This window comes from Bacillus sp. 05T22 (genome assembly GCF_056396765.1).
Genome location: NZ_JBFTMC010000097.1, coordinates 1 through 23,639, shown reverse-complemented (window position 1 = coordinate 23,639; position 23,639 = coordinate 1). Strand labels below are relative to the sequence as shown.

Annotated in this window: 32 protein-coding genes and 2 pseudogenes; 25 read left to right on the top strand and 9 right to left on the bottom strand. The window is 34.0% G+C overall.

What is annotated here, in order from left to right:
• Nucleotides 1–28: 28 nt before the first annotated feature.
• Nucleotides 29–139, top strand: a pseudogene (locus tag AC1DIT_RS21985) (Thoeris anti-defense Tad2 family protein); the annotation flags it as partial.
• Nucleotides 139–402: a Gp49 family protein gene (locus AC1DIT_RS21980; RefSeq protein WP_016115084.1), complete on the top strand. Its 264-nt coding sequence runs from the start codon at nucleotides 139–141 to the stop codon at nucleotides 400–402. The pseudogene AC1DIT_RS21985 and the gene AC1DIT_RS21980, both read left to right, overlap by 1 nt.
• Nucleotides 403–510: 108 nt before the next feature.
• Here the strand turns inward: AC1DIT_RS21980 and rpiA are convergent, their stop codons facing one another.
• Nucleotides 511–1,173, bottom strand: coding sequence for a ribose 5-phosphate isomerase A (rpiA, locus tag AC1DIT_RS21975; protein WP_016115083.1), 663 nt, complete (start codon nucleotides 1,171–1,173; stop codon nucleotides 511–513).
• A gap of 16 nt (nucleotides 1,174–1,189) precedes the next feature.
• Nucleotides 1,190–1,510, bottom strand: a complete 321-nt coding sequence (locus AC1DIT_RS21970) for a 2Fe-2S iron-sulfur cluster-binding protein (RefSeq protein ID WP_016115082.1) — start codon at nucleotides 1,508–1,510, stop codon at nucleotides 1,190–1,192.
• Nucleotides 1,511–1,657: 147 nt separating this feature from the next.
• Between AC1DIT_RS21970 and AC1DIT_RS21965 the strand changes: the two genes are divergently transcribed.
• Nucleotides 1,658–2,356, top strand: coding sequence for an RNA polymerase subunit sigma-70 (locus tag AC1DIT_RS21965; RefSeq protein ID WP_016115081.1), 699 nt, complete (start codon nucleotides 1,658–1,660; stop codon nucleotides 2,354–2,356).
• Between the two features lie 21 nt (nucleotides 2,357–2,377).
• Nucleotides 2,378–2,959 carry an ATP-dependent Clp endopeptidase proteolytic subunit ClpP gene (gene clpP, locus AC1DIT_RS21960; protein ID WP_016115080.1) on the top strand — a complete coding sequence of 194 codons (582 nt, stop codon included), beginning with the start codon at nucleotides 2,378–2,380 and terminating at the stop codon, nucleotides 2,957–2,959.
• A gap of 53 nt (nucleotides 2,960–3,012) precedes the next feature.
• Here clpP and AC1DIT_RS21955 read toward each other — a convergent pair whose 3' ends face one another.
• The gene (locus AC1DIT_RS21955) at nucleotides 3,013–3,870 is read right to left on the bottom strand and encodes a glycine betaine ABC transporter substrate-binding protein (protein ID WP_016115079.1); all 858 of its coding nucleotides are present in this window, start codon (nucleotides 3,868–3,870) and stop codon (nucleotides 3,013–3,015) included.
• Nucleotides 3,871–4,059: 189 nt separating this feature from the next.
• On the opposite strand from AC1DIT_RS21955, the gene AC1DIT_RS21950 reads away from it, so the two are divergent.
• Entirely contained in the window at nucleotides 4,060–5,265 is a 1,206-nt protein-coding gene (locus AC1DIT_RS21950) for a quaternary amine ABC transporter ATP-binding protein (RefSeq protein WP_016115078.1), read from the top strand.
• The gene (locus AC1DIT_RS21945; RefSeq protein WP_033671216.1) at nucleotides 5,258–6,097 is read left to right on the top strand and encodes an ABC transporter permease; all 840 of its coding nucleotides are present in this window, start codon (nucleotides 5,258–5,260) and stop codon (nucleotides 6,095–6,097) included. Before AC1DIT_RS21950 ends, AC1DIT_RS21945 begins: the two co-directional genes overlap by 8 nt.
• A 74-nt stretch (nucleotides 6,098–6,171) precedes the next feature.
• On the opposite strand, the gene AC1DIT_RS21940 is transcribed toward AC1DIT_RS21945, so the two are convergent.
• The gene (locus AC1DIT_RS21940) at nucleotides 6,172–6,417 is read right to left on the bottom strand and encodes a hypothetical protein (RefSeq protein WP_016131476.1); all 246 of its coding nucleotides are present in this window, start codon (nucleotides 6,415–6,417) and stop codon (nucleotides 6,172–6,174) included.
• 214 nt (nucleotides 6,418–6,631) lie between these two features.
• Here AC1DIT_RS21940 and AC1DIT_RS21935 point away from each other — a divergent pair, with 214 nt between their 5' ends.
• The 4 genes and pseudogenes from AC1DIT_RS21935 to AC1DIT_RS21920 all read left to right on the top strand — a co-directional run bounded on the left by AC1DIT_RS21935 (nucleotide 6,632) and on the right by AC1DIT_RS21920 (nucleotide 8,412).
• Nucleotides 6,632–7,111, top strand: coding sequence for an HIT family protein (locus AC1DIT_RS21935; protein WP_016115075.1), 480 nt, complete (start codon nucleotides 6,632–6,634; stop codon nucleotides 7,109–7,111).
• Nucleotides 7,111–7,692 (top strand): annotated as a pseudogene (locus AC1DIT_RS21930) (PP2C family serine/threonine-protein phosphatase); the annotation flags it as partial. The gene AC1DIT_RS21935 and the pseudogene AC1DIT_RS21930, both read left to right, overlap by 1 nt.
• A 27-nt stretch (nucleotides 7,693–7,719) precedes the next feature.
• A complete protein-coding gene (locus tag AC1DIT_RS21925) occupies nucleotides 7,720–7,923 on the top strand; it encodes a hypothetical protein (protein ID WP_016115073.1) in 204 nt (67 codons plus the stop codon).
• Nucleotides 7,924–8,040: 117 nt separating this feature from the next.
• A complete protein-coding gene (locus AC1DIT_RS21920) occupies nucleotides 8,041–8,412 on the top strand; it encodes a DUF4181 domain-containing protein (protein WP_016115072.1) in 372 nt (123 codons plus the stop codon).
• 76 nt (nucleotides 8,413–8,488) lie between these two features.
• Here the strand turns inward: AC1DIT_RS21920 and AC1DIT_RS21915 are convergent, their stop codons facing one another.
• The gene (locus AC1DIT_RS21915; RefSeq protein ID WP_476998401.1) at nucleotides 8,489–9,331 is read right to left on the bottom strand and encodes an SDR family oxidoreductase; all 843 of its coding nucleotides are present in this window, start codon (nucleotides 9,329–9,331) and stop codon (nucleotides 8,489–8,491) included.
• On the opposite strand from AC1DIT_RS21915, the gene AC1DIT_RS21910 reads away from it, so the two are divergent.
• The 4 genes from AC1DIT_RS21910 (at nucleotide 9,273) to AC1DIT_RS21895 (ending at nucleotide 11,068) form a co-directional block, all read left to right on the top strand.
• Nucleotides 9,273–9,860 (top strand): TetR/AcrR family transcriptional regulator, encoded by a 588-nt coding sequence (locus AC1DIT_RS21910; RefSeq protein WP_229161686.1) that lies wholly within the window; start codon nucleotides 9,273–9,275, stop codon nucleotides 9,858–9,860. The genes AC1DIT_RS21915 and AC1DIT_RS21910 overlap by 59 nt on opposite strands.
• 27 nt (nucleotides 9,861–9,887) lie before the next feature.
• Nucleotides 9,888–10,052, top strand: coding sequence for a hypothetical protein (locus tag AC1DIT_RS21905; RefSeq protein ID WP_016115070.1), 165 nt, complete (start codon nucleotides 9,888–9,890; stop codon nucleotides 10,050–10,052).
• Nucleotides 10,053–10,276: 224 nt separating this feature from the next.
• A complete protein-coding gene (locus AC1DIT_RS21900) occupies nucleotides 10,277–10,822 on the top strand; it encodes a GNAT family N-acetyltransferase (protein ID WP_016115069.1) in 546 nt (181 codons plus the stop codon).
• A gap of 72 nt (nucleotides 10,823–10,894) precedes the next feature.
• On the top strand, nucleotides 10,895–11,068 hold the full coding sequence (locus tag AC1DIT_RS21895; RefSeq protein WP_016115068.1) for a hypothetical protein: 174 nt from the start codon (nucleotides 10,895–10,897) through the stop codon (nucleotides 11,066–11,068).
• A 518-nt stretch (nucleotides 11,069–11,586) separates the two neighbouring features.
• Here AC1DIT_RS21895 and AC1DIT_RS21890 read toward each other — a convergent pair.
• Nucleotides 11,587–12,138 carry a hypothetical protein gene (locus tag AC1DIT_RS21890; RefSeq protein ID WP_016115067.1) on the bottom strand — a complete coding sequence of 184 codons (552 nt, stop codon included), beginning with the start codon at nucleotides 12,136–12,138 and terminating at the stop codon, nucleotides 11,587–11,589.
• A gap of 200 nt (nucleotides 12,139–12,338) precedes the next feature.
• Here AC1DIT_RS21890 and AC1DIT_RS21885 point away from each other — a divergent pair, with 200 nt between their 5' ends.
• Complete coding sequence (locus AC1DIT_RS21885; RefSeq protein ID WP_016115066.1) at nucleotides 12,339–12,581, top strand: DUF3977 family protein; 243 nt, start codon at nucleotides 12,339–12,341, stop codon at nucleotides 12,579–12,581.
• A gap of 40 nt (nucleotides 12,582–12,621) precedes the next feature.
• On the top strand, nucleotides 12,622–13,059 hold the full coding sequence (locus tag AC1DIT_RS21880) for an NUDIX domain-containing protein (RefSeq protein ID WP_016115065.1): 438 nt from the start codon (nucleotides 12,622–12,624) through the stop codon (nucleotides 13,057–13,059).
• Nucleotides 13,060–13,100: 41 nt separating this feature from the next.
• Here the strand turns inward: AC1DIT_RS21880 and AC1DIT_RS21875 are convergent, their stop codons facing one another.
• Complete coding sequence (locus AC1DIT_RS21875) at nucleotides 13,101–13,718, bottom strand: TetR/AcrR family transcriptional regulator (protein ID WP_016115064.1); 618 nt, start codon at nucleotides 13,716–13,718, stop codon at nucleotides 13,101–13,103.
• A gap of 160 nt (nucleotides 13,719–13,878) precedes the next feature.
• Here AC1DIT_RS21875 and kynU point away from each other — a divergent pair, with 160 nt between their 5' ends.
• From kynU to kynA, 3 genes are read left to right on the top strand one after another with little or no spacing between them, the layout of a single operon-like run.
• Nucleotides 13,879–15,165 carry a kynureninase gene (gene kynU / locus AC1DIT_RS21870; RefSeq protein ID WP_476998400.1) on the top strand — a complete coding sequence of 429 codons (1,287 nt, stop codon included), beginning with the start codon at nucleotides 13,879–13,881 and terminating at the stop codon, nucleotides 15,163–15,165.
• Nucleotides 15,166–15,168: 3 nt separating this feature from the next.
• Nucleotides 15,169–15,798, top strand: coding sequence for an arylformamidase (gene kynB / locus AC1DIT_RS21865; protein ID WP_476998399.1), 630 nt, complete (start codon nucleotides 15,169–15,171; stop codon nucleotides 15,796–15,798).
• Between the two features lie 38 nt (nucleotides 15,799–15,836).
• On the top strand, nucleotides 15,837–16,676 hold the full coding sequence (gene kynA / locus AC1DIT_RS21860; protein WP_016132860.1) for a tryptophan 2,3-dioxygenase: 840 nt from the start codon (nucleotides 15,837–15,839) through the stop codon (nucleotides 16,674–16,676).
• A gap of 184 nt (nucleotides 16,677–16,860) precedes the next feature.
• Here the strand turns inward: kynA and AC1DIT_RS21855 are convergent, their stop codons facing one another.
• Nucleotides 16,861–17,526: an HAD family hydrolase gene (locus AC1DIT_RS21855; RefSeq protein ID WP_016115060.1), complete on the bottom strand. Its 666-nt coding sequence runs from the start codon at nucleotides 17,524–17,526 to the stop codon at nucleotides 16,861–16,863.
• A gap of 557 nt (nucleotides 17,527–18,083) precedes the next feature.
• Between AC1DIT_RS21855 and AC1DIT_RS21850 the strand changes: the two genes are divergently transcribed.
• A complete protein-coding gene (locus tag AC1DIT_RS21850; protein ID WP_016132859.1) occupies nucleotides 18,084–19,001 on the top strand; it encodes a serine hydrolase domain-containing protein in 918 nt (305 codons plus the stop codon).
• Between the two features lie 206 nt (nucleotides 19,002–19,207).
• Here the strand turns inward: AC1DIT_RS21850 and AC1DIT_RS21845 are convergent, their stop codons facing one another.
• A complete protein-coding gene (locus AC1DIT_RS21845; RefSeq protein WP_016115057.1) occupies nucleotides 19,208–19,540 on the bottom strand; it encodes a DUF3889 domain-containing protein in 333 nt (110 codons plus the stop codon).
• Between the two features lie 144 nt (nucleotides 19,541–19,684).
• Between AC1DIT_RS21845 and sleB the strand changes: the two genes are divergently transcribed.
• From sleB to AC1DIT_RS21820, 5 genes are all read left to right on the top strand, one after another.
• Nucleotides 19,685–20,440 (top strand): spore cortex-lytic enzyme, encoded by a 756-nt coding sequence (gene sleB, locus AC1DIT_RS21840; protein WP_016132858.1) that lies wholly within the window; start codon nucleotides 19,685–19,687, stop codon nucleotides 20,438–20,440.
• A 15-nt stretch (nucleotides 20,441–20,455) separates the two neighbouring features.
• On the top strand, nucleotides 20,456–21,796 hold the full coding sequence (gene ypeB / locus AC1DIT_RS21835) for a germination protein YpeB (RefSeq protein WP_476998398.1): 1,341 nt from the start codon (nucleotides 20,456–20,458) through the stop codon (nucleotides 21,794–21,796).
• Between the two features lie 26 nt (nucleotides 21,797–21,822).
• Nucleotides 21,823–22,419 (top strand): YhcN/YlaJ family sporulation lipoprotein, encoded by a 597-nt coding sequence (locus AC1DIT_RS21830; protein WP_033671184.1) that lies wholly within the window; start codon nucleotides 21,823–21,825, stop codon nucleotides 22,417–22,419.
• A gap of 252 nt (nucleotides 22,420–22,671) precedes the next feature.
• Nucleotides 22,672–23,034, top strand: coding sequence for a hypothetical protein (locus AC1DIT_RS21825; RefSeq protein WP_033671213.1), 363 nt, complete (start codon nucleotides 22,672–22,674; stop codon nucleotides 23,032–23,034).
• A gap of 26 nt (nucleotides 23,035–23,060) precedes the next feature.
• Entirely contained in the window at nucleotides 23,061–23,555 is a 495-nt protein-coding gene (locus AC1DIT_RS21820; RefSeq protein ID WP_016132854.1) for a GNAT family N-acetyltransferase, read from the top strand.
• Nucleotides 23,556–23,639: the final 84 nt, after the last annotated feature.

Here is a 23,639-nt window from a genome sequence, read left to right as displayed (position 1 = left end):
GTCTTTATAAAACAAGCATAGAGGACATAATGTCTCATATGTTGCATATATTGCAATGAAAACAGTACAAGAAAATTTTGCTCCTTGGTTAGCTTTACCAACTGATATGTTAGCAGAAGATTGGGAGGTTGTTGAATAATGGATAATACGGTAACTCAACAGGATATTGATAATATTTTAGAAAAAACTCAATGGACAGTAGAAGAATTTCATGGCAAATGTACAGTCGTAGTTGCGAAATTGCCAAATGGATTTATTTTAACTGAATCCAGTGCATGTGTTGACCCTGCTGATTATGATATGGATATTGGTATGGAATGCTGTAAAGAACGAATTCTAAATAAGATTTGGGAATTAGAAGAATATAGATTGCAATGTGAATTAGCTAAATTAGTTAAGTAAGTCGCTATTAGTGAAGTGATCTCAAAAAAGTTAGACAGGTTACTTCATTAGTCAAAACTAAAGGGCATGGGCTCGGTATTGTACGAGGGCTCATGCCCTTTAGTTTTGTCATAATACTTTTATTCCTTTTTCAGTTGCAATAATCGCTTTATTTACCATATTAATAAATAAACCAGTTTCAATCACACCAGTTACTATTTTTAACTGCTGATGAGTTTCAATTGGGTTGGTTATTTGGTTTGGAAAAACACAATCTAAGATCATATTGCCGTTATCTGTTATAAATGGTTGATTGTTTTGGATACGTAAAATCGTCTGGCAACCAAAGGATTGAATTCGTTTTGCAGTTTGCTCCCAAGCGAACGGTACGATTTCAATAGGAAGAGGAAAGATACCTAAATTCGTTACAAGTTTCGATTCATCAGCGATTATGATAAGTTTTTGGGAAGACACAGCAACTATCTTTTCCCGAAGAAGGGCACCACCTCCACCTTTAATTAACTGTAAATCTGGGTTAATCTCATCTGCACCATCAATCGTAAGGTCAAGAGAATCTATTTCACTTAAAGAGATTAAAGGGATAGACAGTTGTTTTGCCAATTTCTCAGTTTCGATTGATGTTGGTACAGCTTGAATCGTTAAACCTTCGCTAACTAGGTGCCCTAATTTTTGTATCGTCCAATATACAGTGGAACCAGTGCCAAGTCCGATTTTCATCCCATCTTTTATAAAATCAGCGGCATATTCACCAGCTAAACGTTTTAAGTTCATTATAATTCTCCCAAAGTTATTCCGCAGGCCGTGGCCCAGCATCTAATCCGGAATTTTCAACTGTTAATATGGGACGAACGGTGAGGTCAGTATGTACACGCATTTGACATGATAATCGCAAATGATCTTCAATGCCTTTTTCAGTAATCGCATTCTTCTCAACATGTGTAGGTTCACAAAAATCTCCAGCCATGATTTCTACACGGCAAGTGGTACAACGCGCTTTTCCACCGCAGCGGTGAAGAATATGGATACCATTATCTTCAAGTGCTAGTGCTAACTTTGTTCCTTCTTTTACATCAAATGTTCCACTACCAATAACGGTTAATTTTGGCATATTGTTGCCTCCTCATGTAAAATTCTACATAACATATTTATGACCCCACTTTCGTAATCATAAACGTTATAAATTTTTTTATCAAACCCGTAACTTTTTTATCGGTAAAATCGTTTATTAAGTAAGCGCTGAAAAGGAGTGGTTATTTTGTGCACAAAAGTAACTCAAATGTTAAAGAATCATATCGATATGAATCATTCAAATATAAACTTTATCATTGAAAATTATGCGGAGTTAAAAAGGTACTGTACGTTTTTAACAAAAAGCAAATGGGATGGGGAAGACCTGGCCCAAGAAACGGTTTGTAAAGTACTTCAAAAATATATAGGTGTAGAACATAAAGATGTTTGTATTACGCTTCTATATATAATTGCTCGAAATCAATGGCTCGATCAAATGAAAGCAAAATCAGCTAAGAAGAAATTAGAGCAGGAGATTACATTTGAAGAACCACATGAAAAAATTGCTGATTTGCATGAGATGGTGGAGAAAGTTTTGTCTTTATTAAATGTACAGCAATCCATCATTTTCTTATTAAAGGATGTTTTTCAATATAGTCTATCAGATATTGCGAAAGTATGTTCAATATCAGAAGGTGCAGTGAAGGCTTCACTGTTTCGTAGTAGAAATAAATTGAAAACAGTAAGTGAAGAAGAGGAGATTGAATTAGCCGGACAGGAGGAAGATGTTGAAGTAGTTGTAACAGCTATTCGTGAACAAAAACCAGAATTGTTAACAAAACTTCTTCGAACAATCGACTTTACACATCTGTCATCTAAGCAGCCTGTGTTATTATTCAATACAAAAACACCTTCTTCTTACGGTTATATGCTATGCGCAGCTTAAAAAGTAGATGGAGGGATTATGATGAATGCAATTCCGTATGTTGTAGAACAAACAAAATTAGGAGAGCGCTCCTATGATATATATTCAAGACTGTTAAAAGATCGCATTGTTATGATTGGATCAGAAATTAATGATCAAGTTGCAAGTAGTGTAGTGGCACAGTTATTATTTTTAGAAGCAGAAGATGCGGAAAAAGATATTTTTCTTTATATTAATAGCCCAGGTGGTTCGACTACAGCAGGTTTTGCGATATTGGATACAATGAACCTTATTAAACCAGATGTTCAAACGCTTTGTATGGGATTTGCAGCGTCATTTGGAGCATTATTGTTACTCGCTGGAGCAAAAGGAAAAAGGTTTGCGCTTCCAAATAGTGAAATTATGATCCATCAGCCGCTTGGCGGAGCGAAAGGGCAAGCAACGGAGATTGAAATAACTGCGAAACGAATATTAAAGTTAAAACACGATATTAACAAAATCATATCAGATCGAACAGGTCAGCCAATTGAAAAGATAGCTCTTGATACAGAAAGAGACTACTTTATGACTGCGGAAGAAGCGAAAATATATGGTATTGTCGATGCTGTTATTGAAAAAAAATAACTTAAAATAGGCCAGAGAACATTGGGTTCCTTGGCCTATTTTTGCGTAATAAATTAATCGTTTATCCACTCATTTACTAATGCTTGGTTCTTTTTAATCCATTTTCGAGCAGCCTCTTCGGGATCCTTCGTTTTATTTAACATAACCATTAATGTACCAAGCTGTTCATCATTCATTTTCCATCTATCGAAATGTTTTACAATATCAGGGTAATCTTTTTCAAAACCTTTTCGTACAGAGTAATAAATGTCATCTTTTTCACCATATACTTTCTTAGGGTCTTTTAAATATTTTAAATCAAATTCTGAAAAGCCCCAGTGTGGATTCCAAAGCGTTACAACGATGGGTTTCTTTTGCGTATATGCCTTTTTTAGCTCACTCATCATTGCCGCTTCTGAAGATTGGACAAGTTTTAGCTTTATATCATATTCTTTCATTGCTTTATCTGTTAAATTCATAAGGCTACTACCAGGCTCAATTCCGACAATCTTATTACCCAATTCATCCTTATGGTTATTTAAATCCTCGATACTGTTAATGTCTTTCATATAAGAAGGAACGACTAACCCAAGTCCAGTTCCCTCATACCATTTCGATTTTAAAACAATGTCATTTTTATACCGATCATTTAATGGTTTATCAGTAACAGGGAGCCATACTTCTAAGTTTGCATCTACATCGCCGCGAGCAACACCAGTCCAAATGGCAGCTTTTTCTAAATACATGAGTTCAACTTTATAGCCTTTTTCTTCTAATAAAACTTTCCATATATTTGCAGCCGCAATATTTTCCTTCCAACTTGTTACACCAAGTTTAATTTTTCCTTTTGTATTTGCATTTGTGGCATTACAAGAGGTAATAATCATACTGATAAATAACAAAATGCTTATAAGCCAAATTTTCCGTTTCATTAAATCCTCCCGTTTCATAAATAGAAATTTTTTTATCGTTTTGTATAGCGTTGCTTTTATGAATAAATCTATAAGTGAACCTTCTTATTATGAACGGAAACAAGAATTTTAAAAAAGGCCTCTTTATGTAATATTTCTGTTTAAAATTGTTACACTATGTGAATAGATAGGCAGAAAAGGAGTCGTTGTATGGAAAATACAAAAGTACGTGTTGAAAACGTAATAAAAGTATTTGGAAAAAATCCTCAAAGAGCAGTTGCGTTATTAAAAGAAGGAAAAAGTAAATCAGAAATATTGAAAGAAACAGGAATGAACGTTGGGGTGAAAAAGGCAACGTTTGAAGTATATACAGGAGAAATATTTGTAATTATGGGGTTGTCAGGAAGTGGGAAGTCGACTCTAGTTCGGATGTTAAACCAATTAATAAAACCAACATCAGGTCATATATACATAGATGGAGAAGACATCGCAACGATGGGGAAAGAGGCGCTTAGGAAAGTCAGAAGAACGAAAATGAGTATGGTTTTTCAAAAGTTTGCGCTATTCCCACATCGTACTGTCTTGCAAAATGTTGCCTATGGATTAGAAATACAAGGGGTTCCGGTAGAAGAAAGAGAAGCGAAGGCTCTAGAATCACTTAAATTAGTTGGATTAGATCATCATAAAAATAATTATCCAGGGCAACTAAGCGGCGGAATGCAGCAACGTGTCGGTATTGCAAGAGCTCTTACAAACGACCCAGATGTCCTACTTATGGACGAGTCATTTAGCGCATTAGATCCACTCATTCGAAAAGAAATGCAGGATGAATTGTTAGAGCTGCAGGATAAGATGGAAAAAACGATTATTTTTATTACACATGATTTAGATGAAGCACTTCGAATTGGGGATCGTATCGCATTAATGAAAGACGGAGAAATTGTGCAAATTGGAACGCCAGAAGAAATTATGATAAGCCCAGCTAATGAATTCGTAGAGAAATTCGTTGCGGATGTGAATTTAGGAAAAGTGATTACGGCTGAATCTATTTTAAAAAGACCAGAAACATTATTGATTGACCGCGGCCCTCGAGTGGCCCTGCAAATTATGAGAAATGCAGGGGTATCTACCGTATATGTTGTAAATAAAAAACACGAATTTTTAGGTATTTTAACGGCTGATGATGCAAGTAAAGCTGTTCAAAAACAATGGCCAATCGCAGATTTACTGCTGAAGGATATTCCGCACGTATATTTAGATACATTATTGGAAGAAACGTATGCGAAAATGGCGGAAATGAAGCTTCCATTACCAGTCATTGATGAAAAGAAAAGGTTAAGAGGCATCATAAAACGAGAAAGTGTCATTCAAGCCCTTGCAGGAAATATTGAGGAAGAGGTGAATGACGGTGAATAGTATTCCGCGTATTCCTTTAGGTGAATGGGTCGATGCATTTGTTACGAGTTTATATGCGCATTTTGAAGGACTGTTTAGAGGGTTTTCATACGTCATTGGTGGTTTTGTTGATTTGCTTACTAATTTTTTAACATTGATTCCAGCGTTTTTAATGATCATAATCGTATGTTTTCTCGTTTGGTATACAACAAGGAAAATATCTTTAGTGGTATTTGCGTTAATCGGCTTATTATTTATTCTAAACATTAACTACTGGGGACAAACGATGCAAACATTAGCGCTTGTTCTTACATCAGTCATTATTTCCATCATTGTTGGAATCCCAATCGGCATTTTAGCATCTCAAAATGAGCGGTTTTCAAAAATATTGAGGCCAACATTAGATTTTATGCAAACAATGCCAGCATTTGTATACTTAATTCCAGCGATTACATTCTTCGGAGTAGGTGTTGTTCCTGGTATTATCGCTTCTGTTATTTTTGCGATGCCACCAACGATTCGTTTTACTGATTTAGGGATTAGGCAAGTACCAGAAGATTTAATTGAAGCTGCAAATGCATTTGGTTCAACTACATCGCAAAAGCTATTTAAAGTTCAGTTACCTCTCGCAACGGGAACAATTATGGCCGGCGTAAATCAAAGCATCATGTTATCTTTATCGATGGTTGTTACAGCTTCACTTGTAGGTGCACCAGGACTTGGGGTAGATGTATATCGTTCTGTAACACAGGTTAACATTGGAATGGGGTTTGAGGCTGGACTAGCTATTGTAGTCATTGCGATTGTATTAGATCGGATTACGCAAGGATTTCATAGGAAAAAAAGGGGTTGAACAAAAAACACGCTTCGTATGTGAGTATGTTGATTACGATGCGTGTTTTTTGTTCTGATTAAAGTTTCACTTTATTACATACGAACAATTACCGAACCTCCAGTGGGTGCGCAAAATTGATTTTGTTGTTGTTCCATCGATTTGATTAATTGATTGTTTTCTTCAATTAATGCAATTAATTTTGCCAGTTGGTTTTCAAGATTCGTCATTCGTTGCATCATGTAATGAGAATCATGAGGGCTTGGTGATGTAGTTCGTACATTGTGGTTTGGATAGGGGCTTGGTGGATAGTTTATATGAGAATTCCAATGTGGGTGCATATGTTTTGTTCCTCCTTTAATAAAACAGTGCTTCTTCTATAATAAATGCCCATCTATATTTAAAGGGGACTCATTAAAAAATAAGGAGATAAATAACATTTACATTCCTATTCGAAATAATTAAGGTATATAATTGTGATATTTCTAAAAAATCTCACTAATCATTCGTTTTGTGATATTATAAATGGTAAATTTAAGGAATAGAGGGATGCAAATGTCTACACAAAGCCACTTTGAAGAACGCTGTTTTATATGCCAGAAACATAAAGGAGAAATTAAGGTGCCAGGCGGGGCAATCTATGAAGATGACCTCGTATATGTAGGGCATGTTCATTGGGAAGAGGATAAGACGTATCTTGGATATATAATGATTGATATAAAGAGGCATACGCCTGGACTGGCAGAGCTAACGGAAGAAGAGGCGAAAACTTTTGGGTTAATTATAAGTAGAGTAGGCCGGGCGTTAAAAGAATGTGAGGGCGCGGAACATATATATGCTTTCGTTTCTGGTAATGGAGTAAATCATATGCACATGCATATAATTCCACGTTATCCAAATACACCGAAGGAATTTTGGTCACCAACTAAGGTAGCAAATTGGGAAGGTGCACCATATGGACAAGCAGAACAAATACAAAAACTATGTGAAAGAATACGAACATATATGGTGAATGAGTATGCATACAACAAGTAATACACAATATATTAGAAGAGCCTGTTGAAACGGTATTTCGATCTGTTGAAAATCATTTACTTGCACTTTTTCAATCAAATTCATTCAAACAGGCGTGTCAGCAAGTGAAAGGTGAAACAGCTTGCTTAATTTGTGTACGAAAAGAAAATTATATTTGGTGGTTTTCTATAGGGGATTGCCTTGTTTATTTATTTCATGAGGAGTTACATAAATTAGGGCAGTATATGCTGAATCAACGTCATTTTTACGAATGGATTGGGCATGTGAATACATTTTCTTTACCAGTTCCTTGCTATTCATCGGGTATTCGGGAGTTACGCACAGGAAAAAATAGAATCCTAATGGTAACAGATGGTGTACTAGAATGTGGAGAACGTCGTTATGAAAACCCGCTTTATTTATATCAAGATATGTATGAAAATGAGCAAGAATTAACAAAATGTGTTCAAAATGTACTTAAGCATGTTCATCATCAGCTTGGACGAGATAGTGCGACAATGATTAGTTGGGATTATGAAAATCGTGTTTATTCCACATATCCAAGTGATCAGCCAGAGAAAATGCGATCTTCCAATCAGTAAAATAAGGGGTGAGGAAATGAAAACGAATTGAATCACCATGTTTATGTTTCTTCGCATGAAACGCCAAATAGGTTTGAATATGTTACACATCATGGATTAATTGCATGTTGTTGGGATATAAAAGTATTAAGTTTTGAAAGAGATTGTTGGGTAAAAACAGTGTTGGATAATCCGAAAGATATCCCTAATATACAAGAATATGTACAAATGAGATTGAATGAAGATGCGTAGTCCATTACATGTAAAATCGATGTCTTCAGAAGTTACGTTTTCTTATAAAAAGAAAAATGAGCTATGTATTACACATAGTTTTTATTGAATGTATTTTTAAGAATGGAGGAAATACTTTTGGAGAAGTTGTTGTTTTTAATAATAATTGTTGTCTTATTTTTTCTGTTGGAGAACTTGCTAAGAAAAAAGTTAAAGATTACACGGAAAAATGGTTTCATCTATCGACCTGTTAATAGTTTTCATAAATGGGGAGAGCGAATTATAATAATAGTCTATTTAGTGGCTGGCTTTGTTTGTATTTACACCTCAGAGTATATAAAGGTTGTATATATATTATTTGTATTTTCAGGTATGCAACAGCTTTTTCGGGCATATATGGAATGGAAATTTGATAAAGAGTCAAAAGAATATGTAATTTCCCTATTGGGAGTATTTTGTTTAATGATTACATTTAATTTAATGATTTATTTATTCCAACCTGTTGGTTAAAAGAGCTAGATAATAAGAGTTGTTATCACAATTTCAATGTGTATAACGACTCTTATTTATCAGTAGTCTTTTTATATTACATCTTCTTAAAACTTCTCAAAACAAGAAACTCCCATACTCTCCATGGAAGAATTTTTTTAGCAACCATCATCAATTTCACACCTTTTCCAATCGGGTATCGCAGCGTTGTATTTTTTGATTCAGCAATCGCTACAATCTTTTGAGCGACATCTATTGGATTACCAAATGTATCATTACCATTATTAATATGATCTTGTATTTTATCCATATACTCTTTATAGGGAGAGGTAGCTTCTGAATAATTTTCTGCAAGCTCTTTTCCGACTTCCCAAATATTTGTATTATAAGAACCTGGCTCGACTAATGAAACATCTATACCGAATGGCTTTACTTCTAGACGAAGAGATTCGCTCCAACCTTCTAATGCGTATTTTGAAGAAACATATGGAGATAACCCTGGGAATCCAACTTGACCACTAATACTGCTCACGTTAATGATTTTTCCGCTTTTTTGTTTTCGCATATAAGGTAATACAATTTGAGTTATTGATATTGCTCCAAATACATTTGTCTCAAATTGTCTACGATATTCTCCTACCGAAATTTCCTCTATAAATCCACCGCTTGCATATCCTGCGTTATTGACGAGAAGGTCAATTCGATTTAATTCTTTTAAAAATAATTGAAATTTATGTATAGATTTTTGATCTGTTACATCTAGTTGATGAATTTTGATATTTTTCTGTAAGTGTAATGCAGTAGCTTGAGATAATAATTCCATTTGTTTATTAAGATTAYGCATTGTAGCGATGACGAAATATTCTTTTTTTGCAAGCTCAATGGTAGTTAAAAGTCCAAATCCACTGGATGCACCTGTAATAATCGCGATTTTACTCATTTTCCGCTCACTTTCTTTTTTCTTACATCATAACGATTTACGTGTAGAAAATCTATTATTCTCTTACATCACATCGTCAAGCGTAGATATTGTTTCTTTATATACATTTGTTATTGATTACTATATAGCTTGCCAGTCCTTTATTTGTCCGCAAATTGGAACTCAAACGTCCCCAAAAGGAGTGCTTCAAACGTATATTGAATCCAATCTGAAATTTATAGATGAAAATCGAAAGCATGTATTCGCTGTTATAGAAATTGTTTCGAATGAAAGAACAGATGAAGGGAAACTTCGGTTTGCAGCAGACCATGATGAAACTATTTTTCTTCCCATTGAAAATTTTCTACGTTTAGGCATGCAAGAAGAAGTGTTTCGAGAGTTTTCCGCACTGTCCTTAAGGGTGATGGCGTTAACAATCAGGCATGCCATCGACGGGTTTAACCTGGAGCTAATGAGAAATTCCGATCTTAACGTTAAAGATTGCACTAAAGAACTTATCACGATCTTTGAGCGGGCAATTCAAAAGTAACGTATCACCCTAAGGAGGGGAAAGTACATGATATTTTATGAGGTTATTTGTTTTTGTTGTAAAAATGTATTTCGGGTATATGAAGGAACTGAAAAATATAAGCAATTTAAGAAAAATCAGAAAGGGAAATATTGCTGTGACGAATGTAATCATAAAATTCAGCTTGAAGCAATAAAACATTTTTTTAGATAGAGGTAATAGCTACTACTGTTATCGTTAAGAGAAAGATGGTTACAGATAGCTACTTATTCTTAACTGATGGAACCTATGATAAACTAAGATTGTCGAGATTTACCATTTAGGACAATATCTTACGGAACAAATCGGTGGAGGTTATTTGGTAGAATTGCAGTAAATTACTAAGGTCGTTACCTGTTTTATTTTTCTAAATCAATTTAATATAAAAGGAGTATATTATGATTATTAACAAACAAGAGTTTGATGTAAATGGGATAATTTATACTATTAGATCTGCAATGGATAAAGATGCAAAAGAATTATCTGAGTTAAGATTACAGATTGATGGAGAGACTGAAAATTTAGACAGAGAAAAAGGTGAAGCATTTATAGGCACATCAGGATTTGAACATATTATAAAAGATGATACTGACAAGCCAAGAAACTTATTTTTGGTTGCGGAAGTCAATAATCGAATTGTTGGATTTTCAAGATGTGAGGGAGTGTATTTAAAGAGATTCACTCATAAAGTAGAATTTGGAGTATGCGTATTAAAAGAGTTTTGGGGATATGGGATTGGGAAAAATCTTTTAAAAGAGTCTATGTCTTGGGCTGACGCTAATGGTATTAAAAAAATGACTTTGAATGTTTTAGAAACGAACGGTAAAGCCATTAAATTGTATGAAAGACTTGGTTTTGAAATAGAAGGAATATTAAAAAATGATAAAAGACTTGCGGATGATAAATACTATAACACTATTATTATGGGAAGATTTAATGGATAATGCTTTATAAAATTATATATAAAGATTTCTATGCGTTCAAAAACTTAATAATAAAGTAGGAGGGAGAGAAGCTTGCAATTAAGAACGAAATTATTTATTAGTATGCTATCATCTGTATTTTTGATTATTGGAAGTATCATATTCTTTTTGAATCATCATCCGATGAAATGGTTATGGGTTTTTATTGCAGTGAGTTCTATTGCGCAAAATTTAGTGATATATAGAAAATATAAAAGTGTTCATTAAAATATTCGAATTGTTAACATGTTTGTATCATCTTCCTGATTTTATTGGAAACGCTTTTATGGAGTTTTATAATAAAATTATATTTCCTCGCACGAGCTCTTAAAAATGAATCTCCAACAATGAAGAAACGGGAGATGATTTATTGCAGTACGGATTTAGAGGTCAGATGGAGGTACCTGCATATAATAATGATAGGATGATAGGGAAATGTATCACTTGTGGCAAAGTTATTTAATGTCCCAAGCAGTACGTTTTATAAACGAATGCAACGGTTCCAGTTGTAAAGAAGTAGATTTCGGAAAATCTACTTCTTTTGTATGTAGATACATGTTCTGTCGGAATATGCGCTTACCGGGGAAATAGTAGAATGAAATAATTTCTATAGAGAAGGGAAATTAGTTTAAAATGATTAACATGATAAAGTGAAACTTTAATCAGTGTGGTTTTTTTCATCCCCCCACTGATTATTAGCCCGACCATTCGGGCTTTTACGGGCAGTAATACTCCTCCTATACAATTTAAAGGTAATTTTGTTTAAGGAATTGGGAAATCATATGATATTCATTCAACACCCTTTTTTTACCGGTATCCGTTAAGTACCATGTATCTTTCGTAAGATTTCTATGATCTTGTAATGGAAGAACATCGATAGTCATGTCATTCGTAGCAAACGCAGTCGCTATAAGCAAGAATCTTTTCATAAAAAAGGTCTTACCTGCTAATAAAATATTTTTGTTTTCTGTTGTTTTTGATAGAAGAAGCATTGCGTTTTTTATAACATCATTAGCGGTATTAGCTTCTCCTGTTATTGGAATAACGAGTTCTTCAGGAATTCCTGATTGAACTAGGAGTTCTTTATGAAAGGTAAACTCATTTGCATTTAAAAATGTATTATGTACACTGGGAATCATAATGGTTTTAAAGCTTTCCTCGTGAAATAATGTGATAATTTGTTCATTTAATTCAGTGTAATGTCCAGGATGATAGAGAACAGCATCTGGATTCCGAAATTTAAATTGTCTTTCTAAAAAAGTCATTTCACTCAATAAAGTAGTAAATTGATTATTCATAACATATATACCTCTCTAAAGAAAATATTTACTTATTTTTGAGTTATTCGGCATTATAAAACTTTTTCCCTTCTCTAACTTTAGTAAGGGAGAAATAAAGGGGAATCTGTCAAATCATGCGCTTACCAGGGAAATAGTAGAATGCTTAGAACAACATTTCCTAAGGGAGATGCAAGTATTTCATATAAGGGGAGTTGTAAGTGAAGTACATAGAAGCCGGAATCGGAAATAAATGGTTGGTTCGAACAGAAATAGAACGAGAAGATGGAACAGAGTTTGAGCAAAAAGGAGTTGTGAAACCTATTTATTTTGAATCATGCTATTTACGAGTTTGGTTTAGAAAAACTTGTTTGATTTTTGATTCTAAAGAAGGATTTAAGAGAGTAAAAAAGAGGCGAAATGAGTATAAGTTTATTTTGGGGATTGTGAGTAGATTGCAATAATATAACCACACAGGAAATATAATATATAAGGAGAATGAACATGTCTATTTCTACATACTACAAAAAAATCCGTGAAAAAGTAGGTTCTGGTCTCATTTTCATGCCAAGTGTCGCCGCAATCATTAAAAATGAGTTAGGAGAGATCTTGTTCCAATATCCTGGTGGGGAGTATTGGAGTCTTCCTGCCGGGGCAATTGAACCTGGTGAAACGCCAGAAGATGCTATTGTTCGCGAAGTGTGGGAAGAAACAGGTTTACGAGTACAAGTGAAAGAAATAAAAGGGATTTTTGGAGGGAAAGACTTCCGTCATACATATTCAAATGGAGATCAAGTGGAATATATCGTTGTTGTGTTTGAATGTGAGGGAGTTGGAGGAGAGTTGAGAGCGATAGATGGAGAATCGTTAAAACTTCAATACTTTTCATCACAGGAAAGACCAAAGCTAGCATTACCATATCCAGAAGAAATATTTCTATAAACGATTAAATAGCACACTTTCTTCATAGAGACGAGAGTGTGCTATTCATTTTTATATAAGCCTGCCGTATACAGCTCTGTTAATGTACAAACAACCTCCTCTAGATTTACATCGATCTCATTTCGGACAATCTCCCACAGAAACATCTCATTCATATAAAACCAACCACGTGCCACAATTGCTTTGTTTAACTCATTTCGTGCTAATCCATTTTCTTGAGAATAGGTGATATCTTGCATAATTCGATTCATAAAACGTTCTCGAATGTCATTCCACTTTTGTCGAACTTCTTTTGACGCACCGATAGCCTCTTCAACGACTTGTAATATATTTCTTTCTTCTTCAGTTAGTTGTAAAAAAGCTCGCACTTGATTCTCAATCATACTGTGGGCTTCTTTTTTTGTTTTAGGAAAAAAGGAACGTTCAGCGATTTTGTAAAAACGATTCATAACATCTTCCATAAGGACAATGAGGAGATCGTCTTTATTTTTAAAATAAACATATGCCGTACCATAACCAGTTTCAGCGTGTTTAATAATTTGAGAGATTGTTGTTTTGTGAAATCCGTTTTCTAAAAAAACATTGTGGGCGGATTTTAATAATTTATTTCTCGTTTCTACTGATCGTTGTTGTCTTGATGAAAGAAAATCTTTTTCCAAAAATAACACCTCTTTATACTGAAATATCTGAAAATATAACTTTATTCTAGTAGAAGCGAATGCAAAAAGTCAACTGACATAATATCATTGACGTCATGTCAGTTATAGTGTTATATTTCAACTAGTTAGAATAAAAAGAAAATTAAGAGAAGGTGAAAGAATGTATCAAGATCCATTTGAACCATCTTATGAGTATGCGATTAAGTGTGATAAGCGTGATGAACTTGCCGAATTTCAAAAAGAATTTTATAAGAAAGCAGATACAATATATTTAGATGGTAATTCACTGGGATTACTTTCGAAAAGAGCAGAAAAGTCTTTACTTACTATGCTAAATTCATGGAAAGAGTATGGTATTGATGGATGGACAGAAGGGGAACATCCTTGGTTTTTTCTTTCAGAACGATTAGGTGAGTTAACAGCTCCACTTGTTGGTGCTTTATCTGAAGAAGTAATTGTAACCGGTTCTACGACAACCAACATTCATCAAGTTATTGCAACATTTTATGAACCGAAAGGAATTCGTACAAAGATTCTTGCGGATGAATTAACGTTTCCATCGGATATTTATGCCCTGCAAAGTCAAATTCGTTTAAAAGGACTAGATCCAGATGAACATCTTGTACGAGTGAAGAGTCGGGATGGTAGAACGCTGCAAGAGGAAGATATTATTGATGCGATGACTGATGATATTGCGTTAATTTTATTGCCGGCAGTGCTATATCGAAGTGGACAAATTCTTGATATGAAGCGATTAACAGCTGAAGCGCACAAGCGTGGTATCTATATTGGTTTTGATTTATGCCATTCTATCGGTTCAATTCCGCATGATTTTAAAGGGTGGGGTGTTGATTTCGCAGTATGGTGTAATTATAAATATTTAAATGCAGGACCTGGTGGTGTTGCTGGATTATATGTAAACAAAAAACATTTCAATCGTCTTCCAGGGCTTTCTGGTTGGTTTAGTTCAAGAAAAGATAAGCAATTTGATATGGAACATACATTAACAGCAGCTGAGCATGCCGGGGCATATCAAATTGGGACACCTCACGTGTTAAGTACAGCGCCATTAATTGGCTCCCTTGAGATTTTCAAAGAGGCTGGCATTGAAAGATTGCGAGAAAAATCATTACATATTACTCGCTATATGCTAAATTTAATCAACCATGAATTGAAGGGGATGGGATTTACAATTGGGAATCCATTAGARGATGAAAAACGCGGAGGGCATATWTATTTAGARCATSCWGARGCKGCACGTATYTGTAAAGCKTTAAAAGCAAATGAAGTTATTCCTGATTTCAGTGCACCAAATGGAGTTCGTCTTGCGCCAGTTGCTTTATATAACACGTACGCAGAAGTGTGGAAATCTGTGCAAATCTTGAAGAAAATCATGAAAGATGAAGAATATAAAAAGTTTGAAAATAAGCGAGAGGTTGTGGCATAAGCGATGAAGGAATCTGATTGGATTGATATTTCACAACCATTAAATAATGATATTGCGACATGGCYAGGAGATACGCCATTTTCATACGAAGTATCATGGGCAAAAGAACAAAGCGGATCTGTTAATGTTGGAAAATTAACGATGAGTATTCATACGGGTACGCATATTGATGCGCCATTTCATTTTGATAATAACGGAAAAAAGGTACTAGATTTAGATGTTAACGTCTATGTTGGTAAAGCTCGAATTATAGATGTATCAGGTATCGAAAGTATTGGCGCAAAAGAATTAGAAAAATTCCCTTTAGATGGGGTAGGGAGGTTATTACTTCGGACTTCTTCGCATGGGAATGCACAGGAATTCCCGCAAGTAATTCCGTATTTACGTGCTGATATTGCACCATTTCTTTCGGAAAAAGGCATTCGATTAATTGGGGTAGATGTACCTTCTGTAGATCCGCTAGATGATAAAGAATTAGCGGCGCATCACCAATTATTTAAATATGGTATTCATATTTTAGAAAATGTTGTATTAGACCATGTACAAGACGGAGATTATGAACTGATTGCCCTGCCACTTGCATTGACAGATGCGGATGGGAGTCCAGTTCGAGCTGTAATAAGACCACTATAAGAGCAAGCAGATGATGCATAGAAGGGGTGTTCATTTTTATGAAAGAAAATGAAAAAGTAATTATGGAAAAGGGAATTCATACGGATTTTAAAGAAAATATGACATACGGAGAGTACTTACAATTAGATAGTTTGCTAGGAAGTCAAAAAAGGTTATCTGATCATCATGATGAAATGTTGTTTATTATTATTCACCAAGCAAGTGAACTGTGGATGAAACTCATTTTACATGAACTTAACGCAGCGATTGAATCTATTCAAAATGATAGGCTGGCTCCAGCTTTTAAAATGCTTGCGCGCGTTTCAAAAATTCAATCGCAAATTATTCAATCTTGGGATATTCTTGCAACGCTTACACCATCTGAATATATTGAATTTCGTGATTCTCTCGGTCAAGCATCGGGATTTCAGTCCTATCAATACCGTATGATTGAGTATGCGCTTGGTTATAAAACACCCCATGCATTAAAAATTTATGAAAAAGATCCAGAGTTACATGCTCGCTTGCATAAAGCGCTTCATTCGCCAAGTCTTTATGATGTTGCAATTCAGGCACTTGTAAAAGAAGGGTTCCCAATCAATCCAAATGTTTTAAATCGTGATATTACACAGCCTTATGAAGAAGATGCGACAGTTGAAGCAGCATGGTTAGAGGTATATGGTGATGTGAAGAAATATTGGGATTTATATCAACTTGCAGAAAAGTTAATCGATATTGAAGATTGGCTTCAGCAGTGGCGATTCCGCCATATGAAAACAGTAGAACGTATTATTGGACATAAAATGGGAACAGGTGGATCATCTGGTGTTTCTTATTTAAAACGTGTTCTTGATCAACGCTTTTTCCCAGAACTTTGGAATGTGCGGACGAAGTTATAAAGTAAAGATTATATAATTGCTAGTACATCACTTATTGAAGTGTGGTGTACTTTTTTTCTTTGTAATTATGTGTAAAAAAGATATCTAATAACACGGTAATTCACATTATAAATCAACGCCCAGACATATATCATTCTGAGCGTTGATTTATTATTTCGCTTATTCAGTTAAAGCACCCGTTAGTTTAGTAAACTATTTTCATTTCAGGCAATATTGTTTTTAACTCCATTAAGTCATTTATTACCAAATCAGCCTGAGCAAGTTCATCTTCTTGTGCAAAATCAAAATTACATCCAATTGCAAGTAAACCATTATCTTTAGCTGCATTTATATCAGATAGACGGTCTCCAACTACCGCTGCCTTTTTTATGTCATATTTTTTTATAATTGTTTTAACTAAATCTCCTTTATCGAGCGTTTGTATTTGTTGAATACTAAATGTTTCAGTAACCCAATTATCCAAATTATAATAACTCACAATTGCTTGTAAATATTCCGTTAAACCATTACTCGCTATGTAAATTGAACAATTATTTTCTTTTAAATAACGGAAAACTTCCTTTACATTAGGATATAAAGCACCTTTCCCACTTTTTATGTTTTCAACTAATCTTTCCAGAAAATAAGCATCCGTTTGTTCTCTTACTTCATGGGAATGATTAGGTAACAAAGCTTCCCAAACTTTTGGTAAAGGTACCCCCATAATTTCACGGTATTTATCAATGGGGGTTACTGTATCCCATAAATTTAGTGACCGTAAATGGTTAAAAGTATCATCAAGTGATAATTCTAGAATTTTTTCTGTTTGAAATAGAGTTCCATCCATATCAAAAATCAGTGATTGTAACATTACTTTCTCTCCCTTTTTACCGTTGCTGAATAACTTCTAAAGTTTAACATAAAGACAGAATAACTTAACCAATCCCTATTCAACTAATCTGACTCATCAGTTTAAGTACAAATTCTCACAATCTTTATATATATTTTAACATAAATTTACAATAACCTTTCTCTTTTTTTTCAAAAGAGTTTAGAAATAACATAGCATGTAACAATAAAATTAACACCATAATTCAAACAATGACAATGACTATTGTCACGCTGTTATTTGGTATGCTATTTTTTATGTTATTTTTTACTTGTTTTCCTTGAAAATATTGTTACATCAACGAAAAAAGCATACCAATTCGTATGTTAATTGATATGCTAATTCGTATGTTATTAAGTGTTTTTCCACGAAAACGGAACTACTTAGTATGAGTGACCATGTCTTATATCTATAGTATATGTTTGCCACACGTGAAATTGGATATTTTTTTAGAAAGTACATAGAAATAGAAATATTTATTTGATTTGAGTAGAATAGTAAAAACAGACAAGAACAGTATACATTTGGAGGAATACATATTGGATTTTTACAAGTTGGAAAATCAATTTATGAAAAAGAAAGTGAATGCATTTCTCGTATATCAACAAGGTGAGTTAACAACAAAATATTATAAAACAAAAGAATGCGCACACAATTTATATAAAATTAATTCTATCACTAAAAGTATCGTATCGATTTTACTCGGTATAGCAATAGATAAAGGCTATATAAATGATATACATACACCTATAGCAAAATGGATTCCCAATGTACCGAAAGCAAAGAAGGAATTAACCATTTATCACTTGTTAACAATGACAACTGGTGAAGAGTGGAAGGAATTTGGAAATGGAGTTGTATTTCCAAATGATTTCGTGGAATCAGATAATTGGATAAATTATATTTTGCAGAAGCCGTTAATGGAAGAGATAGGGGCAAAAATGAATTATAATTCAGGCTCTTCACATCTGTTAAGTTATATACTACAAGTTGCTACTGGAAAAACAACGGAGCAGTTTGCAAAGGAATATTTATTTAATCCTTTACAAATTACCGAATATGAGTGGCAACAAGATCCACAAGGAATTCATGTCGGTGGGTTTGGTATGAAAATGAAGGCCGATGATTTATTAAAACTAGGACTATTATATTTGCAAAATGGATTCTGGAGTGGAGAAAAGATTGTATCCTCAAGTTGGATTGAACAATCGAGTAAGGCTGTTTTTTTAACATATGAGCATGTTGGAGCATATGGTTATCACTGGTGGGTATTAGACAATGAAAGATTTCACATACCGTATTGTATGTACTTTGCAATGGGATATGGTGGGCAATATATTATCATTGTTCCACAGTTAGAACTTGTGGCAGTAGTGAGTAGTCAAATGCCAAAGCGTGGGTTAGTACCATTAAAATTATTTATAAATCATTTACAAGAGAACGTTAATCATACATAAATAGAAGGAGCGTATAGTTAAGCAAGAAGTGAAAGTTAAATAGTAATAAAAAAGAGGGAATCGAGATGATTTCCTCTTTTTTAATCCCGCTATTCGCTGACAATAAGATTCTAATGTCAAGAATCAAAGAAACAACAGAAGATAGGTGGGGAAATAAAATCCTGTAAAAGCTTGTAAAATCTTGTAAAATCTTGGTTAATTGAACATTATCTACTGCTTTTTTGAAATGTAATTTTCAAAAACTTCTCCGTTCTTGTATCAAACTCTACATCAACAAAAACACCATACTCCTTTCCATCTTCACGCAGCCATAATTTAAATTTTTCAGTTGTTATATTTACTGTCTTCGGTTTTCTTCCAATATGAAGGTAATCAATAATTTGCGCTTTTGGATAGTTTTCTTTCGTTTTTTCTACCGCAAGGTTACCCCATTTTGCATATGGTGGTTGTGCGTGAACAACTGATGAATGAGTATATGTATTGCAATATGTTGTAACAAATACAATTCCTAATACGAAACATGCAAAAATACGCTTCATAATAAACTCCTTTTATTCGTTTTCCTTATTGTGTACATGCAGTCTAAATCATATAAGTTTGGATTTTTTTGTCTTCCTTACATAAAAGCGTTTTATTTACAAAACATAACCATGAAATCATCACTGCAAATAAGGAGGGAACATATGCGTCATACAGTTATTTTTAAAATACTGATTTTGTTTGTCTTAATCGGTATATCTGTATTTGTTAGTAGTGGGCAAACGAGAAATGTCCAAGCCTTTTCTAATCAAGTAATTCAAAGAGGTGCCTCTGGAGAGGATGTTATTGAATTACAGTCCCGATTGAAATATAACGGATTTTATACGGGAAAAGTAGATGGTGTATTTGGCTGGGGTACATATTGGGCACTAAGGAATTTTCAACAAAAGTTCGGTTTACCTGTAGATGGCTTAGCGGGGGCTAAGGCGAAGCAGATGCTTGTAAAAGCGACAAAGTATGAGAAATCAACTGCTAATAAAGGGAACACGGGTGGACAAAGTAATAAGCCAGCCCAAAATAAAGGTACAAATGTGCCAAATGGTTATTCACAAAATGATATTCAATTAATGGCGAACGCAGTTTATGGTGAATCCCGTGGTGAACCATATTTAGGGCAAGTTGCAGTTGCGGCAGTTATTTTGAATCGTGTGACAAGTGCATCATTCCCGAATACAGTATCTGGAGTGATTTTTGAACCACGTGCATTTACAGCAGTTGCTGATGGACAAATTTATTTAACGCCAAATGAAACGGCGAAAAAAGCTGTATTAGATGCTATTAATGGTTGGGATCCTACTGGAAATGCACTGTATTATTTCAATCCAGATACTGCCACGAGTAAATGGATTTGGAGTCGACCACAAATTAAAAAAATCGGCAAACATATTTTCTGTAAATAGAGCGGAGGTGAAGAAATGTTAAGAGGTATCGTAATTGTATTGTTAACAATCGGCGTAGTTGGAACAGGGTATTGGGGTTATAAAGAACACCAAGAAAAAAATGCGGTGTTAATTCGAGCAGAAAACAGCTATCAGCGTGCGTTTCATGATTTAGCGTATGAGGTTGATTTATTACACGATAAAATCGGAACAACACTGGCAATGAATTCACGTACATCTTTATCACCGGCATTAGCGGATGTGTGGCGTTTAACATCGGAAGCTCGTTCTGATGTAGGACAATTACCTTTAACATTAATGCCGTTTAATAAAACCGAGGAATTTTTAGCGAATATTGGTGATTTTAGTTATCGCACTGCAATTCGTGATTTAGAGAAAGAACCTTTAAATAATCAAGAATATAAAGCATTGCAAAATTTATATTCTAATGCAGCTGATATTCAAGATGAACTTCGGAAAGTGCAACATCTTGTTTTAAAAAATAATTTACGTTGGATGGATGTAGAACTTGCACTTGCGTCAAATGAAGATCCAGCGGATAACACAATCATTGATGGACTTAAAACAGTTGAAAAAAATGTAACATCATATGCTTCAACGAATTTTGGACCGACTTTTACAAGCATGCAAAAGGCGAAAAAAKGCGGCTTTGAGGCAAAAGGTAAAGCGATTTCAAAAGATGAAGCGGCAAAAATCGCAAAATCGTTTTTAAATTTAAAAGGTAATGAAAAAGTAGAAGTTGAGAAAAGTGGAAAAGGTGCTAAAGAATCTTTTTATAGTGTGAAAATTCAAGATTCTGAAACAAAGAATGAATTTTATATGGATATTACCGAAAAGGGTGGATATCCAATCTGGGTAATGAATAACCGTGAAATTAAGGAACAAAAAATTAGTTTGAATGACGCAGGAAGTAAAGGGTTAACTTTCTTAAAGGACCATAAGTTTACTAATATGGAGCTCTATGATAGTTCACAATATGATAACATTGGTGTATTTACGTATGTTGTAAATGAAAATAATGTTCGTATTTATCCAGAAGCAATTCAAATGAAAATTGCTTTAGATGATGGATCAATTGTTGGTTTTTCAGCAAAAGAATATTTAGCATCTCATCAAAAGCGGACCATTCCAACTGCAAAATTAACGGCTGCTGATGCAAGAAAGAAAATCAATCCAGATGTAAAAGTGATGGAAGAACGTCAAGCGATTGTTGTAAATGATGTGCATAAGGAAGTGCTATGTTATGAATTTATTGGTACATTAGGAAAAGATACATATCAAGTTTTTATTAATGCCAATGATGGAACAGAAGAAAAAGTGAAAAAAATGCAGGCTGTCGAAAAGATTTATGATTAAACATCAATGATAAAGTGGTGAAAATGATGAAAATCCTTATATATATGTTTATGATTTGTTTTGCTATCACAGGGTGTAGTGTAGGAAAAAAAGAGAATGCTCATGAAAAACCAGAACAAAAAAATGTATCTATGCGAAATGTTAGCTATACAAAAGATAAAACAAAACCGAATGAAAAAGTGGCAGATCATTTAGCTTCTTTAGCTTCTAGTATACCAGGTGTAAAAGATGCGACCGCAGTTGTTATTGGAAAATATGCTGTTGTTGGCATTGATGTAAAGGCAAAACTGGATCGAACTCGTGTAGAATCAATCAAGTATTCTGTCGCTGAAAGCTTAAAACATGATCCAAATGGTGCAAATGCAGTTGTTGTAGCGGATGTTGATACGTATGAACGATTAAAGCGAATGGGGAATCAAATTAAGCACGGAAAAGCTGGCGAAGGAATTCTTGATGAACTTGCTGCAATTGTTGGACGTGTTATGCCACAAGTACCAAATGATATGATTGAAAATAAAGAAACGAATCCGATTAAAGAAAACGACAAACAGTTACCAAAAGATGAAGAGAATGAATTAAGAAAAGAACAAGAAGATCAATCAAATAATCATCTTAAAAGATAACAAAAACATCTCGTGCTATATGGCGCGAGATGTTTTTGTTAATTATTCATATTCAGTTTATCAAAAAGGGATATATGGTTTAATAAAAATTAGGAAGTTACGACAGATCCACCGTGTATAAAACTATATAAAACCATCTGAAAATGATGAATAAAAAACATAACAAAGAAGGAGGTTTATCCTGGTTTCTCTGCGATATATTACATTTAGATGTGCTTGGGTATCGTTTTTAAACCAGAGATAGTTGTAATGATGAAAAATAAAAGCGCACTCATAGTTTATAGTCTTAGTCTGTGTGTGGTTTTTGGTATGACAGCGTGTGATAAAAAGAAAGAAATAAAGAAACAAACAACAACTTCTTCAACTGTCATAGAAAAAAAGAAGAGAGAAACAATTGATATGAATATTTTCTCACAAATAAATGAAGGAATGACATATAACGAAGTAAAAGAATTAATAGGATTTGAAGGGGATTTACTTATAAATCAAGGTAATGAAAATTCATCAAACTATAAACAAACTTTTGCCTGGAAAGGAAATCCACCACAATCCTTTGCTGAGATTACCTTTTTAGATGGAAAAGTACGTTCTAAGTCACAACAAGGTTTAAGTTAGTAATTAGAAGAGAAGGGGAAATAAAAATGAATTTGCAAACAGAAGATATTCAGCTTATTCCATATGATGAAAAATATAAAGAAATTATAGACGCATTTATTTTACCTAGTGAACAAATTCAATTTACAGCAAAACCAAGTGACTTGCTTGAAAAAGCTAAAAAAGACACAACTCGAAATGTTGTTGTTATTTTAGCGAATCATACACCAGTAGGAATTTTCGCATTGCAATCAGGAACGAGGGTAGCGGAATACACAGATAATCCCAATGCTTTACTTTTAGTTGCCTTTTCTATCAATTACGAGAAACAAGGAAAAGGGTATGCCAAAAAAGGATTAGCCTTATTACATGACTTTGTAGCATCCTATTTTCCGAATAAAAATGAAATTGTACTAGCTGTAAATGAAAAAAATATTACTGCTCAAAAGCTGTATTTAAAAGTAGGATTTGAAGATAGAGGTCAAAGAAGAATGGGCCCAATTGGAAGGCAGCTTGTTTTATATTTATCATTAGAAAAGTAAATAATTATAGCAAAAAAGCTTACTGTAAAAAATATGAAGAAGAAAGAGAAAGCTTACTGTAAAAAATATGAAGAAGAAAGAGAA